The organism is Roseibium marinum, from assembly GCF_002906165.1.
Lineage (GTDB): Bacteria > Pseudomonadota > Alphaproteobacteria > Rhizobiales > Stappiaceae > Roseibium > Roseibium marinum.
The window spans coordinates 1-16,394 of sequence record NZ_PPCN01000006.1 but is presented as its reverse complement, the minus strand read 5'-3'; the positions used below and the strand labels follow the sequence as shown (position 1 = coordinate 16,394).

Sequence of the window (16,394 nt, the reverse complement as noted above, 5' to 3'; positions counted from 1 at the left end):
GTCTTCCTCAAGTTTTCGGAGTTCGGATGTGGGCGCTGTTTCCCTGACCGATATCGTCAAGCGCTTCGGATCGTTTACCGCGGTCCAGCGCATGTCCATGGACATTCCGGAAGGCAGTTTCGTTACGCTTCTCGGGCCGTCCGGCTGCGGCAAGACCACAACGCTGCGCATGATCGCCGGCCTGATCGATCCCTCGGAAGGGGAAATCACGATCAAGGGGAAGCGGGTCAACGATGTGCCGATCCACAAGCGCAATCTTGGTCTTGTGTTCCAGAACTACGCTTTGTTCCCGCACAAGACGATCGCGCAAAATGTGGCTTTCGGGTTGAAATACCGGGACCTTTCCAAAGCCGATATGGACCGCAAGGTGCGCGACGTCCTGGACCTCGTACAGCTTCCCCATGTGGCCGACCGGTATCCGAAGCAATTGTCCGGAGGTCAGCAGCAGCGGATCGCGCTGGCCCGGGCGATTGTCATCGAGCCGGATGTTCTCCTGCTTGACGAACCGCTTTCAGCGCTTGATGCCAATTTGCGCGAGGATATGCGCGTCGAATTGAAGCGCATTCAGCACCGGATCGGAATCACCACGGTCTTTGTCACCCATGACCAGTCGGAAGCGCTTGCCATGTCCGACAGGGTGGTTGTCATGTCCGATGGCCGGATCGAGCAGGTTGGCACGCCGGAAGACGTCTACAACACACCGGCCAGTGAATTCGTCTCCAGGTTTCTCGGGATCTCCAATATCCTTTCCGCGACGAGCAAAGGGGCGAATGCCGGTGGTCTGTCCCTTGAACTTCCCGTTTTCGGCCAGATCACAGTCCCGAAGGAGAAGGCGCCGCATGTCGAAGGAGCCGGACCGGTGAAGCTGGTCATCCGGGCTGAAAAGCTGCTGCTGACCGATCTCTCGGCACCCAGGGACGAGCGAGCCGCCTTCGACGGGGTCGTGGAAGCTGTCGACTATCAGGGGCAGGCGGCACGCTATTTCGTCCGTGTCGGCGATCAGCAGCTTCAGGCAATCAACATGATCGACGAGCGGCCCTTCCAGGAAGGAGAAACGGTTTCCGTTCGTTTCCGTCCTCGGGACTGCGCCGCGCTGCCGGGAGCACCGTCATGAGCGCTCCCGAAAAATCCCACCTGTTTTATCAGAGCCGTCAAAGGCGGCCGGTGCTGGATCAGGCGAAGGGCGTCTACATGTGGGACGTGGACGGCAAGCGCTATCTGGACGGGTCCTCGGGAGCCATGGTCTGCAACATCGGCCATTCCAACCCGCGCGTTCTGGAAGCCATGCGCCGGCAGATGGAGAAATCGACTTTCGGCTATCGTCTGCATTTCGAAACGGAACCGGCGGAAAAACTGGCGGCGAAAACAGCAGGTCTGGCACCGGAGGGACTGGACAAGGTGTTCTTCGTGTCCGGCGGGTCGGAGGCGGTGGAAAGCGCGATAAAACTGGCGCGCCAGAACGCCGTCGCGATTGGCGAGGCGCAGCGGACCAGGATCATTTCCCGGGAACCGAGTTACCACGGCTGCACGCTCGGCGCGCTGGCGCTGACCGGTTACGCTCCCCTGACCGCGCCCTTTGAACCGATGATGCGGCCCATGCCGAAAATCCCGGCGCCGCGTGCCTATCTCGACGGCCTCGACCCGGACGACGAGGCCACTGGCTTTCATTATGCCGATATGCTGGAGGAGAAGATCCTCAACGAAGGACCCGAAACCATCCTGGCCTTCATCGTCGAACCGGTGGGCGGCGCCTCCACCGGTGCGCTTGTTCCACCGCGGGGCTACATGCGGCGCATCCGGGAAATCTGCACCCGATACGGGGTGTTGCTGATCCACGATGAAGTCATGTCCGGCGGTGGCCGGACGGGCAAGTTTTTCGCCGCCGACCATTGGGACGCCGAGCCGGATATTCTGGTGATTTCGAAAGGATTTGCCGCCGGTTACGTTCCCCTGGGGGCGATGGTCGCGCACAAGGATATCGTCACGAATGTGCTCGACGCCGGCGGGTTTCTGCACGGTTTCACCTATGCCGGCAATCCGCTGGCATGCGCCGCCGGGCTTGCCGTGCTGGAAGAAATCGAACGAGAAGGTCTTTGCCGGAACGCTGAGAACACCGGAGCGCTTCTGAAAAGCGAACTTGAGAAACTGATGGCGCGGTATCCGATTATCGGCGACGTGCGCGGCAAGGGACTGTTGCTGGCGTTCGAACTGGTCGAGGACAGGACGGACATGCGGCCACTGCCAAAGGAATTGAATGCCTACAACCAACTGGTCGATATCGCCTATGACAACGGTCTGATCATTTATTCCCGGCGGACCCGCGGCGGTTATCGCGGCGATCATTTCCTGATCGCGCCGCCGATGACTTCAACGCCGGACCATGTGGCGGAGATCATCGAGGGTCTCGATCTTTCCCTGCGCCAGTTCCTGGACAGGATGTCTCAACAACAGGCCCAGGCCAGCTAGTCTTTAGAAATGTCAGAAAAAATCATCATCACCTGTGCCATTACAGGCTCCATACACACGCCCAGCATGTCGCCTCACCTGCCGGTAACAGCGGCGGAAATCACCAGGCAGTCAATCGATGCGGCTGAAGCCGGTGCGGCGATCCTGCATCTGCATGCCCGCAACCCGCAAACCGGTCAACCTTCCGCCAGCGCGGAAGATTTCATGGGGTTTTTGCCGCAATTGAAAGCAGGATGCGATGCGGTCCTGAACCTGACGACAGGGGGCAGCGCTGTCATGAGCCTGGACGAGCGTCTCGAAGGACCGCTCCGGGCCGAACCGGAAATGTGTTCGCTCAATATGGGCACAATGAATTTCGCGCTCTATTCGCTGGCGGCCCGCTACGACACCTGGCAGCATGCGTGGGAAAAACCGTTTCTGTTGAATTCGGACGACCTCGTCTTCAAGAACACTCCCAAGGATATCGCCCATGTGCTGGCGCGGATGGGGCAGGAGCGCGGCGCGCGCTTCGAGTTCGAATGCTACGATGTCAGTCATCTCTACATGCTGCGTCACTTTGCCGACCGGGGTCTGGTCAAGCCGCCTTTCTTCATTCAGTTCGTCTTCGGCGTTCTCGGCGGGATCGGCGCGGACCCTGAAAATCTCCAGCACATGAGACGGATCGCCGACAAACTGTTTGGTGAGGACTATCTGTTTTCCGTTTTGGCGGCGGGCCGCCAGCAGATCCCCTTCGCGGCGATGGCGGCCAGCATGGGTGGTCATGTCCGGGTCGGCCTGGAGGACAATCTTTATATCGCCAAAGGCGAGCTTGCCCGCTCGAACGCTGAACAGGTCGGCAAGATCCGCAGGATTGCGGAAGAGCTCGGCCGCAGCGTTGCGTCTCCCGATGAGGCACGGCAGATGCTCGGGCTCAAGGGCGGGGACAGGACGGCCTTTTGAACATGAACGGCATTACAATCAAACGGGCGGAGCGTGACGACGTCGAAAGGCTGCATGGCGCTCTGCAACTGTTGTCGAAGGATCTGGGCGACACCCATGCCGCTGACCGCGACGATCTGCTGCGTCACGGATTTTGCGAACCGCCTGCCTTTTTCGCCCTGATCGCAACCAGGCAAACAGAGACGGTGGGCGCACTACTGGCATCGCCGCTCTTTTCAACCACACGCGCTGGCGCGGGTCTTTATGTCTCCGACCTGTGGGTGGCGGAAAATACCCGTGGCTCCGGCCTTGGAAGGCGGCTTCTGGCTGCCGCGCTCGAACAGGCTCCGGCGAACTGGACCGTCACCTTCCTGAAACTCGCAGTCTATCACGACAATCCGGATGCAAGCCGGTTTTATGAGCGCCTGGGCTTTGAGCCCCGCGGCGGTGAAACGGTTTTCGATCTTCGTGGTCCGGCGCTGACCAAACTGAGGAACAGCTCATGAGAGCCTTGTTTGACGAACGTCAATGGTTGCATGATCCAAAACATTTCATGGCCAACGGCACACGACTGGCAAATCCCGAACAGCCCCGGCGCATCGAGGTCCTGAAACAAGGCGCGGAGGCGGCCGGCTGCCGTTTCGAGACACCGGAGGATCATGGTATGGGTCCGATCGCAGCTCTGCATTCGGCTGAATATCTGGTTTTTCTGCAGACAATTCATGAGCGCTGGCAACGCATTGAAGGAGCGGCGGACGAAGTGATCCCGAATATCCATCCCGACCGGCGCACGGCGAGTTACCCGCGCTCCGCTGTCGGACAGGCCGGATTCCACCAGGCCGATACCAGCTGCCCGATCGCTTCGGGCACATGGGAGGCGGCCTATTGGTCTGCCCAGAGTGCCGTGCAGGGGGCGGACCTGATCGCGGCCGGGGAAGGGGGCGCCTATGTGCTGTCGCGCCCGCCGGGGCATCACGCCTTTGGCGATCTCGCCGGCGGGTTCTGTTTTTTGAACAATGCCGCTATCGCCGCCGAACGGTTGATGAGGGCCGGAAAGCGGCCCGCCATTCTCGATGTGGATGTTCACCACGGCAACGGCACGCAAGGCATTTTCTATGAGCGCGGCGATGTTCTGACTGTTTCCATTCATGCCGACCCTGTCCGGTTCTATCCCTTCTTCTGGGGGCATGGTCACGAGCGCGGCGAGGGTGCCGGCAGAGGATTCAATCTGAACCTGCCACTGGTGCGCGGCACGGGAGACGACGACTATCTGAAGACACTGGAAACCGCCCTTGATCATATCCGTGCTTTCGGAGCCGATGTCCTGATTGTCGCGCTCGGTCTGGATGCCTATGAAAAGGATCCCCTGAAGGGTCTTGCCGTCACGACGCCGGGCTTCAGCCGGATCGGTGCCGCGATTGCCCGGCTCTCCCTGCCGACGCTACTTGTCCAGGAAGGCGGTTATCTGTCTGACGAACTTGGCCAGAACCTCACCGGTTTCCTGACAGGATTTCAGGACGCATGACCGAAACTTCCGATTTTCTTATTATCGGCGGCGGAATTGCGGGTGCGGGAGCGGCAGCGCGCCTTGGCCCGGACGCTTCGGTCATTGTTCTGGAAATGGAAGACGCACTCGGCCGGCATTCCACAGGCCGTTCGGCGGCTATTTATATCCGCAACTACGGCAATCGGACCCTGAGGGCATTGAACGCGATGTCCGAACCGGTCCTGGAAAACCCGGAAGGTATATCGGACCACAGCCTTCTGTCTCCGCGCGGCGAGATGCTGATAGCCAGCGAAGAAGAGCTTGGTGTCTTCGCGGACTATCTGAAGGGCGCCGAGGGCATGGAAATGCTGACTTCGGATGAGGCCGTTTCCCTTTTTCCGCTGTTGCGCAAAGACAGAATCGCTGCTGCGGCCATCGAGCGCGATGCGAAGGACATCGATGTCGACCGGTTTTTGCAGGGCGCTGCACGGCTTGCCAGAAGGCATGGCGCGCAATTCGTCATGTCCGCGCCGGCGCGGCGCATAACCCGGATTTCAGGACAGTGGCGGGTGGAAACGCCAAGGGGCGTTTTCGAGGCACCGGTTCTGATCAATGCCGCCGGAGCCTGGGCGGACGAGATCGCGGCCCTGGCCGGTGTCAAAAAAGTAGGTCTCGTCGCTATGCGCCGCTCAGCCGCCATCATACCGCCGCCGGAAGGCGTCGATGTCACCGGTTGGCCGCTTGTCGCAAGCGCTTCGGAAAGCTGGTACGCCAAGCCCGACGCGGGCAAGCTGATGGTCTCTCCAGCGGATGAGGACCCGGTCGCGCCCCATGACGTGTGGGCGGATGACATGGTGCTTGCCGAGGGACTTCATCGCTTCGAACAGGCGGTCACCATGCCGGTGACCCGTGTGGAGCGGAACTGGGCAGGCCTGCGCAACTTCGTTGCGGACCGGACACCGGTTGTGGGTTTCGCCTCCGATGCGGACGGCTTTTTCTGGCTGGCGGGACAGGGGGGCTATGGCGTACAGACGGCTCCGGCGCTGTCACAACTCACAGCGGATCTTTGCCTGGGCAGGAATCCCGGTTTGATGGCCCCTGTTGTCCAGGCTTTGAATCCGGCCCGTCTCGTCTGAGCGATCATATTATTTGTAAAAACAGAAGGAAATCAGTCATGTCCGATATCAAAAGGCTGAACGCCGGCCCGCGCATGAGCCAGGCCGTCATTCACGGCGGGCTCGTCTGGCTGGCCGGCCAGGTCGGTAATCCCGGCGAAAGCGTCAAGGATCAGACCAAGGTGATCCTTGAAAAAATCGACAATCTGCTGGCGGAAGCGGGCAGCGACAAATCCCGGCTTCTTCAGGCGACGATCTGGCTCGCCTCGATGGATGATTTCGCCGAGATGAACAGTGTGTGGGATGCGTGGGTAGACCCGGCCAATCCACCGGCGCGGGCCTGCGGCGAATCCAGACTGGCAACACCCGACTATACGGTTGAGATCATCGTCGTCGCAGCGCAAAGCGCCTGATTGCCGTTGATGAATTAGACCCGGGCAAGAGGCCATGCCCGGCCCGATACGGGCGGTATTGCCAGATACGGACCTCCAGTCGGAATCGGCTGGAGGTCTGTTGATCCAGGTTCGCCCGGTAATGTGATCCGCCGTGTAATTCGGGAGCGGAGGATCTGCAAAGGCGATGGCCGGTGGCGGGGACCGGGAGGCCTTCGCGGCTGCGAAGCGACTGTTGTTGGCGGGTGTTTTGGAACGTGAGGTGCCGGCCGGCACTCAATGAAAACGGCAGCCCGGCTTTATTCATATCAGTGTTTTTGATATACACCGAAAATCAAGTCTCAAAACACGGTTTCAGCATGAGCGCAAAAGTACTGGTCGTCGATCCTTCCGAGCGTCCCGATATAATCAAGGGGCTTGCAAGCGAGGTTCGCGTTTCGATCCTCAAGCTCCTTCGCGGCGGGGAAGAGCGCAACGTCAACCAGATCGCCGAAGAATTGGGACTTCCGCAGTCCACGGTTTCCTCAAACCTGCAGATACTCGAGGACGCCGGGCTCGTCACCACCGATACCCGCAAGGCCCGCAAAGGCAGTCAAAAGGTCTGCCGCACCGCTTTCACGGAAATTCTGGTCGGCTTTCGCGACGATATCCCGGATCTGGGTAATGACGCGGTCGAGGTTGCGATGCCGCTCGGGCTCTATACAGCGTGCGAGATCACGGGACCATGCGGTCTGTGTTCGGTGGACGGGGTCATTGGACTGCTCGACGTGCCGGACACTTTTCTGGAGCCGGACCGGATGAAAACGGGCCTTCTATGGTTCACCAGAGGCTATGTCGAGTACCAGTTTCCCAACAATACCAAGCTCAACCGGTCCAAACCCACCGGTGTCGAGTTTTCCATGGAGCTGAGCTCCGAGGTCCCCGGCACGGCATCGAACTGGCCGTCCGATATATTCCTGCAAATTAACGGGGTTGACGTGGGCACATGGACCTCGCCCGGCGATTTCGGAGACAAACGCGGGGTTTACACGCCCGGCTGGTGGAAGCTCAGGGGATCCCAATACGGCAAACTCAAGAACTGGCGCATCAATGGCGAGGGCAGTTTTGTCGATGGTGTGAAAATATCCGATATCACGCTCGACGACCTTGAAGTCGACAAGCACCGGTCCATCCGGCTGCGCATCGGCGTGAAGGAAGATGCGGAGCACCCCGGCGGCATCAATATATTTGGCCGGGGTTTTGGAAATTACGATCAGGACATCATTCTGCGCATCATTACCTGAGCCGACATGAAAATTGGCTTGACCTCCCGGGCCTCCTGACGCTTACTGTAGCGAATAAACCGGTATGAACCGGAAAAGACGTTATAAAGGGAGGGATGGCGTGGAAGCTCGCGTCACCGCGCATGCGCGCTATACAATTTCGGATATCGACAAGCGGCTTTACGGCTCATTCCTGGAGCATCTGGGACGCGCGGTCTATACCGGGATTTACGAACCGGACCATCCGTCCGCCGATGAAAACGGCATGCGCCGGGACGTCATCGATCTCGTGCGTGACCTCGATACGCCTATCTGCCGCTACCCGGGCGGCAACTTCGTTTCCGCCTATAACTGGGAAGACGGGATCGGGCCACGGGACGAGCGCCCCACGCGCCTCGATCTCGCCTGGCACACATCGGAATCGAACCATGTCGGTATTCATGAATTCGCCGATTGGGCGGATTCGGCCAATACGGAGATGATGCTGGCGGTCAATCTGGGCTCGCGCGGGCTCGATGCGGCGCGGAACCTTGTCGAATATGTCAATCATTCCGGCGGCAGCTACTGGTCGGATCTACGCCGCAAAAACGGCCGGGCCGAACCATGGGATGTCAAACTCTGGTGTCTTGGCAACGAGATGGACGGGCCCTGGCAGGTTGGTCACAAAAGCGCGGACGAATATGGTCATCTGGCCAATGAGACAGCCAAGGCAATCCGTGCTTTCGATGACAAGCTGGAGTTGGTGGTGTGCGGATCTTCCCATTCGAACATGCCGACCTTTCCGCAGTGGGAGGCGACGGTTCTCGAGCACACCTACGAGCAGGTCGATTACATTTCCCTTCACATGTATTTTGAGAATTACGAAAAGAACACCGCGGAATATCTCGCGCTTCCCGAAAAGCTCGACCGCTATATAGGCACAGTCGGCGGCGTTATCGATTATGTGAAGGGGAAAAAGCGCGCCAAGAACGATGTCAGGATTTCATTCGACGAATGGAACGTCTGGTATCACGAGCGCAAGCAGGATGCCGAGCGCATGAAGACCTGGGGCTGGCCGCATGCGCCGGTGCTTCTGGAAGATATCTACAATTTCGAAGACGTGCTTCAGGTCGGGTGTATTCTCAACACGTTCATCAGGCGGTCGGATCTCGTTCGCATCGCCTGTATCGCCCAGCTCGTGAACGTGATCGCGCCAATCATGACGGCTCCCGGCGGTCCGGCCTGGAAGCAAACGATCTACTATCCCTTCCAGTTCGCATCCCGCTACGGACGCGGCACGGCCTTGCAGCTCGACGTCGCCTGCGGATCCTACAACGCCGACGTGGCCGCCAACGTCAGCTATCTCGATATCGCCGGCGTACACGATGGCGACGCCGGCACCCTGACGTTCTTCGCGGTCAACCGGAACGGCGAGGAGCCGATGGATATCAGTCTTTCACTTGAGGGGTTCGGCAGTGCGAAGTCCGTTGAGCACACTCTGATCAAGCACGACGATCTGGAGGCAACAAATACCCGGCTTAATCCCGACAACGTGAAACCGGAAGCGCAAACCGGGGCGAAGATCGCCGGAAATTCGATTCATGTGAGCGTGCCGGCATATTCCTACTCGATGATCACGGTTCAGCTTTAGAGCGGCTGGGAGGCCGCTTCACCAAGGGAGGAGAGTAAATGTTAAATCTGAAAGGCCTGGCCGCGGGCATATGCGTGGCAACAGCACTTGTTTCTTCAGCCGCCGCCAGTGAAACAGTCGTCTGGTGGGATTTTCTCAGCGGCGGCGACGGCGTGCGCATGAAGCAGATGATCCAAGACTTCAACAAGGAGCATGAAGGCCAGATCACGATCGATGCGACGACGCTGGAGTGGGGCGTTCCGTTTTACTCGAAAGTGCAGACATCCGCCGCGGTAGGCGAGGCGCCCGATATCATGACCTATCATGCCAGCCGTATCCCGCTGGCGGTGGAGCAGGGCATCCTGACGGAAGTCACTTCGGCCGACTGGCAGCAGATGGGGCTCGGCAAAAACGATTACGCCGACGCGACCTGGGACGCGGTAACGATTGACGGAAAGCAATATGCCGTGCCGCTGGATACCCATCCGGTCGTCCTCTACTACAACAAGGACATTCTTGGAAAAGCGGGTCTTTTGACGGAGAACGGAGTGCCCAAGGGCATGGATTCCCGTGACGGGTTCACCGCTACATTGCAGGCGCTGAAAGCGGCCGGCGTGAAGTACCCGCTCGGCAGTGTAACCGCGGACGGCAATTTCATGTTCCGGACGATCTATTCGCTGATGGGACAGCAGGACGGCGTGCTGATGTCCGGCGATGAATTCCTCGCCGGCGATAACGCTGAAAAGCTTCAGAACGCGCTTGCGGTCCTGCAGGATTGGACGAATGAAGGCCTGCAGTCGACCTATACCGACTATCCGGCAACCGTCGCCCTGTTCACTTCCGGTGAAGCGGCAATGATGATCAACGGTGTGTGGGAAGTCCCCACGATGACGGACGCGCACGCGAAGGGTAAGTTGTTCGAGTGGGGTGCTGTCGAATTGCCGGTGATCTTCGATCACCCGTCAACCTATGCGGACAGTCATACCTTCGCCATTCCGGCCAACAAGGGCAAGGAAATGAGCAAGGCTAGGCATGATGCCGTGCTGGAGGTGATGAGCTGGATTTCCAGGAACTCGCTGTTCTGGGCAACAGCCGGTCACATCCCCGCCTACGGTCCCGTGACCAACTCCGCCGAATACAAGGCAATGGAGCCGAATGCCACGTATTCCAGCCTGACAGCGAACATGATCTTTGACCCGAAATCGCCAAAGGCCGGCATTGCGGGCCCGATCTTCGATGTTATGTCGAGCTATTTCGTGCCGACGCTGAACGGCGAAATGGAGCCTGCCAAAGCTGTTGAAGAGATCAAGTACGAACTCAACGACCTGTGATCGGTGGACCGGGCCATTCCTTTGCGGATGGCCCGGTTCCGATGAGCGCAACAAGGTGATCCGGGGAACAAGCTTTGCTCAGAAACAGGCGCGACGAAGCGTTTATGGCAGTCCTGCTGATCTTGCCCTTTGTGGCGATCTATGGCCTGGTGTTCATCTATCCTACCATCAAGATGTTCATTTTGAGCTTCACCGATGCCCCGCTCATCGGAGCGGGTGACTGGGTCGGTCTGGAAAATTATGAAAGGCTTCCGCGGGACCGCCGTTTCCACACGGCCTTGTGGAACACCTTCTATTTTGTTGCCCTCACCGTCATTCCCGGCACCCTGGTTGCCCTGGTGATTTCGCTTGGCATCAACCGTCTCAAGGGACGGTTGCAATCGCTGGTGCTCGCCCTGTTCTTTCTGCCCTACATTCTGCCTGTTTCGGTCGTTTACCTGATCTGGGACTGGACACTCAATTTTCAGTTCGGCATCGCGATGCACCTGTTCGACTGGGCGGGTGCCGACAGAATCCCCGTTTTCAAGTCGACGGCATGGTTCATGCCTGCCGTTGGATTCGTGACGATCTGGTGGACAGCGGGATTTTCGATTTTGCTTTTCCTAGCCGGACGGCGCGCCATTCCCGAAGAAATCTATGAAGCGGCTTCTCTCGACAATTCGGGAAGCTGGTCGACATTCTCACGGGTCACCTGGCCGCTGATGTGGCCGGTGACTGCGCTGGTATCGACGATCCAGCTGATCCTGCAATTGAAGATTTTCGACCAGGTGTACCTGTTTTCACAAGGAGGACGGCCGAACGACAATCTCGTCCTTGTCTACTATGTGTTTCAGCGCGCGTTCCAGTCGAACCAGGGCGGGCGTGCCGCCGCGGTGGCTGTCGTTCTGTTCGTGATCGTCATTGTCGTGTCGGTGCTGAACTTCCAGCTGACGCGATTGTCCGGGGGACGCCGGAAATGAACCCGACACGTATTCATCGCATCAACATGGCAGGATTGGCGATAACCCTGATCACGGTGATTGCCGCGGTCCTTTGGGCCTTCCCGCTCTACTGGGGCGTGGTGTCGTCGCTCAAGCCCGAGGACGAAGTTGTGCGGCCCTATGTCGAGTTATGGCCGCAAACACTTACTTTTTCCCATTATGTCCATGCCCTGACCCAGACACAGATCGGCATCTGGTATCTCAACTCCGTCGCAACCGCGGTCGGGGTGACGTTTGTGACCGTCGCGTCCTCGCTTTTCTGCGGCTACGCGATATCCCAGCTCGAATTTCCGTTCCGCCGCGCCTTGTGGTGGTTGATCCTTGCCAGTTTCATGGTGCCCATCCAGACCCTGATCATCAATCACTTTGAACTGATTGCGGGCATGGGCCTGCTCAACAGCTGGACGGGGATCATTTTGCCCCAGCTGATTCACCCTGTCGTCATCATCGTTTACAAGCAGTTCTTCGATAATGTGCCCAAAGACTTCCGGGAAGCGGCCGTGATGGACAACGCTTCGGAGTGGCGCATTCTCACCCGCATCTACATTCCGATGAACTGGGGTGTGACCACGGCCCTTTCCATCGTCACGTTCATCTGGGCCTGGAATTCATTTCTGTGGCCGTTTCTTGCCGTCACCAAGACCGAGATGATGACAATCACGGTCGGTATCACCCAGGTGAGCGATGCCTTTGGCGTCTATTACGCGCGCGAGTTGTCAGCCGCCGTTCTGGCCGGATTGCCGGTCGCGCTGGCCTATCTTGTTTTTCAGCGCAAAGTCACACAGGCCATAACGCTCTCCGCCGGCATCAAAGGATAAATTCAATGAAGCCGGCGGGACCTCTGCCAAACAAACGGCCCGCAAAAATCAGGGTAATTTCGATTGACGCTTATCGGGCGTGGTAGGCTTGGCCGACCTGGTCGAAGAGGTGAATTGCCGACGCGTCGAAATCGAGGTCGAGCTTGTCGCCCGGTGCGATGGCGGACTGGCTGCCGTCCTGTGCGATCAATTCCGTGCCGTCGTCCAGGGTGCAATAAATAAGGGTACGCTCGCCCAACCGTTCCACGACGCCGGCCTTGGCCTGAGCCGTTGGAGTGCCGCCGCCGGATGAAACCACACGAACACCCTCGGGCCGGATGCCAAGTTCATAAGAGCCCGAACCGGGGACGTCCAGATCAAGCGGCAGCTCTGCACCATTGCCCAGACGGGCAACCGCCTCGCCGGATGTGTCGACTTCGGCACGCATGAAATTCATGCCAGGACTGCCGACAAAGCCCGCAACGAAGCGGGATTTTGGCCGCAGATAAACTTCCATCGGCGTACCGATCTGCTCGATTTTGCGATTGTTCAGCACAACGATCCGGTCAGCGAGGGTCATGGCTTCCGTCTGGTCGTGGGTCACATAGATCATTGTTGCCCGCATGCGCTGATGCAGTTCCGCCAATTCAACGCGGGTGCGGACCCGCAATGCCGCGTCAAGATTGGAAAGCGGTTCGTCGAAAAGAAAGGCTTTGGGTTCCTTTACGATGGCGCGGCCAATGGCAACTCGCTGCCGCTGTCCTCCTGACAATTGCGCTGGCCGCCGGTCGAGCAATTCGCTCATTTCGAGAATTTGGGCGGCATTCCGCACGCGCTCTTCTATGATACGGGAATCCAGGCCGATATTGCGCAGGCCGAAGGCCATATTCTGGCGCACTGTCATATGCGGATAAAGCGCGTAGTTCTGGAATACCATGGCAACGCCGCGCTGGCCTGGAGCAAGATGTTCGCTGCGCGTTCCGTCAATCAGAAGCGTGCCCTTGTCGATGGATTCAAGGCCTGCAATCATCCGCAGCAGGGTCGATTTTCCTGAGCCGGACGGACCGAGAAAGACAACCAGTTCTCCGGAGCCGATTTCAAGCGAAAGGTCGTCGATGACCTTTACCGAGCCGAAGCTCTTGGAAACTCCGTTTATGCTTATCCCTGCCATGACGCCTCTCTCCCGGAACTTTAATCCATATTCTCGGGTACGAACCCAAAGTCAAGGTATTAAACCCGCAGGAGGGGAGGATTGCGCGGGACCTTTATGCCGGCCCACTCGGTAAGCTCTTAAATTTCCAATTGTGGTTTGAGTACAGCCAACAGCGGCGAAATCGTTCCATACGACCGAACCGCCGGAAATCCTGCCGTCGCCGAGCCAATATTAAAGAGACAGACCCTAGTTGACCGAAGCGATGCGGGAGGGTTTGCGGACGCGCTCCAGAAGCGTGTCGACCCGGTAGCGCTCCGCCTCGAAGGAGGCACGCATTTCCCCGTCCAGGGTGCGGCCCTTGGGCAGCTTGATACGCATCGGGTCCATGTAGCGGCCGTTCACAAGCACTTCGTAGTGAAGATGCGGGCCGGTGGAGAGCCCGGTCGAGCCCACATAGCCGATGATCTGGCCCTGGGTGACGCGCGAGCCTTCCTGGATGCCCTTGCCGAAGCCGCTCATGTGATTGTAGGTGGTGGTGTATCCATTGGTGTGGCGCAGCTCGATGCGGCGCCCGTAACCGGAACTCCAGCCCGCCTTGAGGACGGCTCCGTTGCCGGCGGCGATGATCGGCGTCCCGCGCGGCGCGGACCAGTCCACGCCCAGGTGCATCTTGGTATATTTGTGGATCGGATGGCGGCGCATGCCGAAGCCGGAACGGAACTTGCCGCCGTTGAGCGGCTTGCGGACCAGGAACTTTTTCGCGCTCTGGCCGGAGGCATCGTAAAAGTCGGTGACGCCGTCATCGGGCGTCCGGTAACGGTAGAATTCCCGTGTCGTGTTACCGGTATTCAACGAAGCGTACAGAATTTTCGGGCCGCTGTTGTCGTCGCCTTCCGCGAAGAACAGTTCCAGGGAGTCGCCGGGCTGGACGCGCGCATTGAAATCCACGTCGAAGGAGAACATGCGCACCAGATCGTCGATGATCTCCTCGGGCATCTCCTGTTCGAGCGCCGTCTGATAAAGGCTGTCGTAGATCGCCGGTGTCGGGCCGCCGTAGGAAACCCGGTCGGCTTCCGCGAAAGCATCGGCCAGGAAGGTGCTGGGTTCCTTCGCCCTGACATAGTCGCCGCTGTCGGAGCGGGCGACCGTCGCCTGATGTTCTGTGTTTTCGTAAAGGCTGATGCGTTCGGGGCGCATGCGTTCGAGATTTTCCGGCGACGGCGCGAAGGCGATCCTGAGCCTTTGGCCGTCCTCAAGGTCCGATATGCCGAAATTGGTCCTCAGGGCGGACGCGATCGTCCGGGCTTCGTCTTCTGTCGCCTCGTAATCCATGAGGATGTCGGCCAGATCCTGGCCCTCGGTCACCGGAACGATGTTTTCGTCCAGGCCGGCGAAGCGGATGTCTTCGTCCCGCTTGGAGACAAAGGACACATTCTCGGGCGTGATACGCACCGCATAGCGTTCCAGATCCGGCTGAAGGGCGAGGTTGAAATCGAAACGTCCCGGATCGACGAGGGTCTTGGCCGCCATTTCAACGGCGTCGATGGACAGGGTCCGGGCGGTTTCGCGAACCCTCAGTTCCACCTCGGTCTCCGATGGTGTTTTCTCCAGGTCGATGGCGCCGCTCGAGACAGGGAAAGGTGTCAGGCTGATGCTGACCTCGCTTTCAAGCTTGGCGCCGTAAAGGGAATCGGCCAGGACGGGCGCACCGGTGTCGCTCAGTCCCGCCGGAAAGTTTTCCTCGCGGTTGTCGGCGAACATGTTCAGCGGATTGAAGGGGGGGATGCGGTCCGCGAGCTCGGGGTCTTTTCTTGTGGCCAGCGAGGCACTGACAAAAACATGCGGCTGCACGCGGATATGGTCCCTGTCGCCGTCGCGGGCGACGACATTCACGTCGATCACATGCTTGCTGGAATATTCGGCCGCGGCGTGCAGGACCCTGTCACCCTTGCTGCCGCCGCCTGCGGACAGGGCAAAGCCGTTCAGATAGGCTTCGGCGGAAGGGGCAGCCTCCACGCTGTACTGGCCGTCGAGCGCCGCCATCAGGGCGCCACCCATCAGGAAAAGGGACGTTACGCCGGTCAGCACGGTTCCCGCCAGCCAGCGCAGGGAGACCTGCCGCCGGTCGGACAGGCCGCTGCGGCCCTCATAGCCGCGCAGCGGCGGCTCGTCGCCGAGCTCTATGCGGATGGTCTGCGCGCTATGGAAAGGGCCAAATTGCATTAATTCCTGTCCGGTCCTTCATACAGCCTGCGGGTGGATCATAACCGTCAGCCCGTCAACAAGGGCCGGGGGATCCTGTCCGCCAAACATAATCAGATCCTGCTAAATGCAGTGTTTGATTAAAAACGTCAATTGTTTCCGCACCGCCGGCAGGGCGCCGGTCCCGGTATCGGGCGTCGGTAGCCCCAGAATTTGTCGGTTCTGTGGTAAAAATCCTTTTGGACAAGGTCTTTATAGTAAAGGCAGCATAAGTGCGTGGCTTGTAAGGGCGCATGGCCGATCCGGTTCGGCCGGAATTCCGGGGGCGTGCTTGGGGGCGCATCCTTAGAATGATGATTCAATTGCGCTATTTTGAGCCGGATTTTCTCTGTGAATCTTTTTTGACAAAGTCAGTTGACTCCGGTTCGGGCCCTGCGTATAACGCCCTCCATCGACGGCGGCGCTGCCATCTCGGCGTGCCTTGCTGTCGGTTCTACCGGACATCTTCGTCGCTCGGACCTGGCAACAGGAAGCAAGTTTGACGTCTTTGGTCGGAGGCCTTTGTGCCGCATTCGCGACAAGTGAATGGTTCATTGACAATTTGATTTTGAAGGAAGGGAAGCGTAGGCGGCGTTGGCCTTGCGGGAAGCCTTTATCGGAGCACTTGTGTTTTGGTTTTGGTT

General features: G+C 58.9%; 15 protein-coding genes. 12 read left to right on the top strand and 3 right to left on the bottom strand.

Annotated features, from left to right (window positions below; all coding sequences use genetic code 11):
• Nucleotides 1-28 precede the first annotated feature (28 nt).
• From CLV41_RS14470 to CLV41_RS14415, 12 genes are all read left to right on the top strand, one after another.
• The gene (locus CLV41_RS14470) at nucleotides 29-1,114 is read left to right on the top strand and encodes an ABC transporter ATP-binding protein (protein WP_103223136.1); all 1,086 of its coding nucleotides are present in this window, start codon (nucleotides 29-31) and stop codon (nucleotides 1,112-1,114) included.
• The gene (locus CLV41_RS14465) at nucleotides 1,111-2,466 is read left to right on the top strand and encodes an aminotransferase family protein (RefSeq protein ID WP_103223135.1); all 1,356 of its coding nucleotides are present in this window, start codon (nucleotides 1,111-1,113) and stop codon (nucleotides 2,464-2,466) included. The genes CLV41_RS14470 and CLV41_RS14465 overlap by 4 nt, the downstream gene beginning before the upstream one ends.
• A 9-nt stretch (nucleotides 2,467-2,475) precedes the next feature.
• Nucleotides 2,476-3,405 (top strand): BKACE family enzyme, encoded by a 930-nt coding sequence (locus tag CLV41_RS14460; RefSeq protein ID WP_103223134.1) that lies wholly within the window; start codon nucleotides 2,476-2,478, stop codon nucleotides 3,403-3,405.
• A gap of 2 nt (nucleotides 3,406-3,407) precedes the next feature.
• Nucleotides 3,408-3,890, top strand: coding sequence for a GNAT family N-acetyltransferase (locus CLV41_RS14455; RefSeq protein ID WP_103223133.1), 483 nt, complete (start codon nucleotides 3,408-3,410; stop codon nucleotides 3,888-3,890).
• On the top strand, nucleotides 3,887-4,909 hold the full coding sequence (locus tag CLV41_RS14450) for a histone deacetylase family protein (protein WP_103223132.1): 1,023 nt from the start codon (nucleotides 3,887-3,889) through the stop codon (nucleotides 4,907-4,909). Before CLV41_RS14455 ends, CLV41_RS14450 begins: the two co-directional genes overlap by 4 nt.
• Entirely contained in the window at nucleotides 4,906-6,006 is a 1,101-nt protein-coding gene (locus tag CLV41_RS14445) for an NAD(P)/FAD-dependent oxidoreductase (protein WP_103223131.1), read from the top strand. Before CLV41_RS14450 ends, CLV41_RS14445 begins: the two co-directional genes overlap by 4 nt.
• Before the next feature lie 38 nt (nucleotides 6,007-6,044).
• Complete coding sequence (locus tag CLV41_RS14440; protein WP_103223130.1) at nucleotides 6,045-6,398, top strand: RidA family protein; 354 nt, start codon at nucleotides 6,045-6,047, stop codon at nucleotides 6,396-6,398.
• A 338-nt stretch (nucleotides 6,399-6,736) separates the two neighbouring features.
• Nucleotides 6,737-7,660 (top strand): ArsR/SmtB family transcription factor, encoded by a 924-nt coding sequence (locus CLV41_RS14435; protein ID WP_103223346.1) that lies wholly within the window; start codon nucleotides 6,737-6,739, stop codon nucleotides 7,658-7,660.
• A gap of 100 nt (nucleotides 7,661-7,760) precedes the next feature.
• Nucleotides 7,761-9,269 carry an arabinosylfuranosidase ArfA gene (gene arfA, locus CLV41_RS14430; RefSeq protein ID WP_103223129.1) on the top strand — a complete coding sequence of 503 codons (1,509 nt, stop codon included), beginning with the start codon at nucleotides 7,761-7,763 and terminating at the stop codon, nucleotides 9,267-9,269.
• 38 nt (nucleotides 9,270-9,307) lie between these two features.
• Complete coding sequence (locus tag CLV41_RS14425) at nucleotides 9,308-10,579, top strand: extracellular solute-binding protein (RefSeq protein WP_103223128.1); 1,272 nt, start codon at nucleotides 9,308-9,310, stop codon at nucleotides 10,577-10,579.
• A 74-nt stretch (nucleotides 10,580-10,653) separates the two neighbouring features.
• Nucleotides 10,654-11,538 (top strand): carbohydrate ABC transporter permease, encoded by an 885-nt coding sequence (locus tag CLV41_RS14420; RefSeq protein ID WP_170107199.1) that lies wholly within the window; start codon nucleotides 10,654-10,656, stop codon nucleotides 11,536-11,538.
• Nucleotides 11,535-12,377, top strand: a complete 843-nt coding sequence (locus tag CLV41_RS14415; RefSeq protein WP_103223126.1) for a carbohydrate ABC transporter permease — start codon at nucleotides 11,535-11,537, stop codon at nucleotides 12,375-12,377. The genes CLV41_RS14420 and CLV41_RS14415 overlap by 4 nt, the downstream gene beginning before the upstream one ends.
• Before the next feature lie 70 nt (nucleotides 12,378-12,447).
• Here the strand turns inward: CLV41_RS14415 and CLV41_RS14410 are convergent, their stop codons facing one another.
• The 3 genes from CLV41_RS14410 to CLV41_RS27970 all read right to left on the bottom strand — a co-directional run.
• Nucleotides 12,448-13,527: an ABC transporter ATP-binding protein gene (locus tag CLV41_RS14410; protein WP_103223125.1), complete on the bottom strand. Its 1,080-nt coding sequence runs from the start codon at nucleotides 13,525-13,527 to the stop codon at nucleotides 12,448-12,450.
• 228 nt (nucleotides 13,528-13,755) lie between these two features.
• On the bottom strand, nucleotides 13,756-15,732 hold the full coding sequence (locus CLV41_RS14405) for a M23 family metallopeptidase (RefSeq protein WP_103223124.1): 1,977 nt from the start codon (nucleotides 15,730-15,732) through the stop codon (nucleotides 13,756-13,758).
• 324 nt (nucleotides 15,733-16,056) lie between these two features.
• The coding region (locus CLV41_RS27970) for a hypothetical protein (protein ID WP_208987517.1) at nucleotides 16,057-16,394 on the bottom strand (338 nt) is incomplete at its 5' end.

Excerpts from the sequence above, each read along its gene's own strand:
- CLV41_RS14415 (WP_103223126.1), top strand. The coding sequence starts at position 11,535 with ATGAACCCGACACGTATTCATCGCATCAACATGGCAGGATTGGCGATA.
- CLV41_RS14450 (WP_103223132.1), top strand. The coding sequence starts at position 3,887 with ATGAGAGCCTTGTTTGACGAACGTCAATGGTTGCATGATCCAAAACAT.
- CLV41_RS14460 (WP_103223134.1), top strand. The coding sequence starts at position 2,476 with ATGTCAGAAAAAATCATCATCACCTGTGCCATTACAGGCTCCATACAC.
- CLV41_RS14445 (WP_103223131.1), top strand. The coding sequence starts at position 4,906 with ATGACCGAAACTTCCGATTTTCTTATTATCGGCGGCGGAATTGCGGGT.
- CLV41_RS14410 (WP_103223125.1), bottom strand. The coding sequence starts at position 13,527 with ATGGCAGGGATAAGCATAAACGGAGTTTCCAAGAGCTTCGGCTCGGTA.
- CLV41_RS14425 (WP_103223128.1), top strand. The coding sequence starts at position 9,308 with ATGTTAAATCTGAAAGGCCTGGCCGCGGGCATATGCGTGGCAACAGCA.
- CLV41_RS14440 (WP_103223130.1), top strand. The coding sequence starts at position 6,045 with ATGTCCGATATCAAAAGGCTGAACGCCGGCCCGCGCATGAGCCAGGCC.
- CLV41_RS14455 (WP_103223133.1), top strand. The coding sequence starts at position 3,408 with ATGAACGGCATTACAATCAAACGGGCGGAGCGTGACGACGTCGAAAGG.
- CLV41_RS14405 (WP_103223124.1), bottom strand. The coding sequence starts at position 15,732 with ATGCAATTTGGCCCTTTCCATAGCGCGCAGACCATCCGCATAGAGCTC.
- CLV41_RS14465 (WP_103223135.1), top strand. The coding sequence starts at position 1,111 with ATGAGCGCTCCCGAAAAATCCCACCTGTTTTATCAGAGCCGTCAAAGG.
- CLV41_RS14435 (WP_103223346.1), top strand. The coding sequence starts at position 6,737 with ATGAGCGCAAAAGTACTGGTCGTCGATCCTTCCGAGCGTCCCGATATA.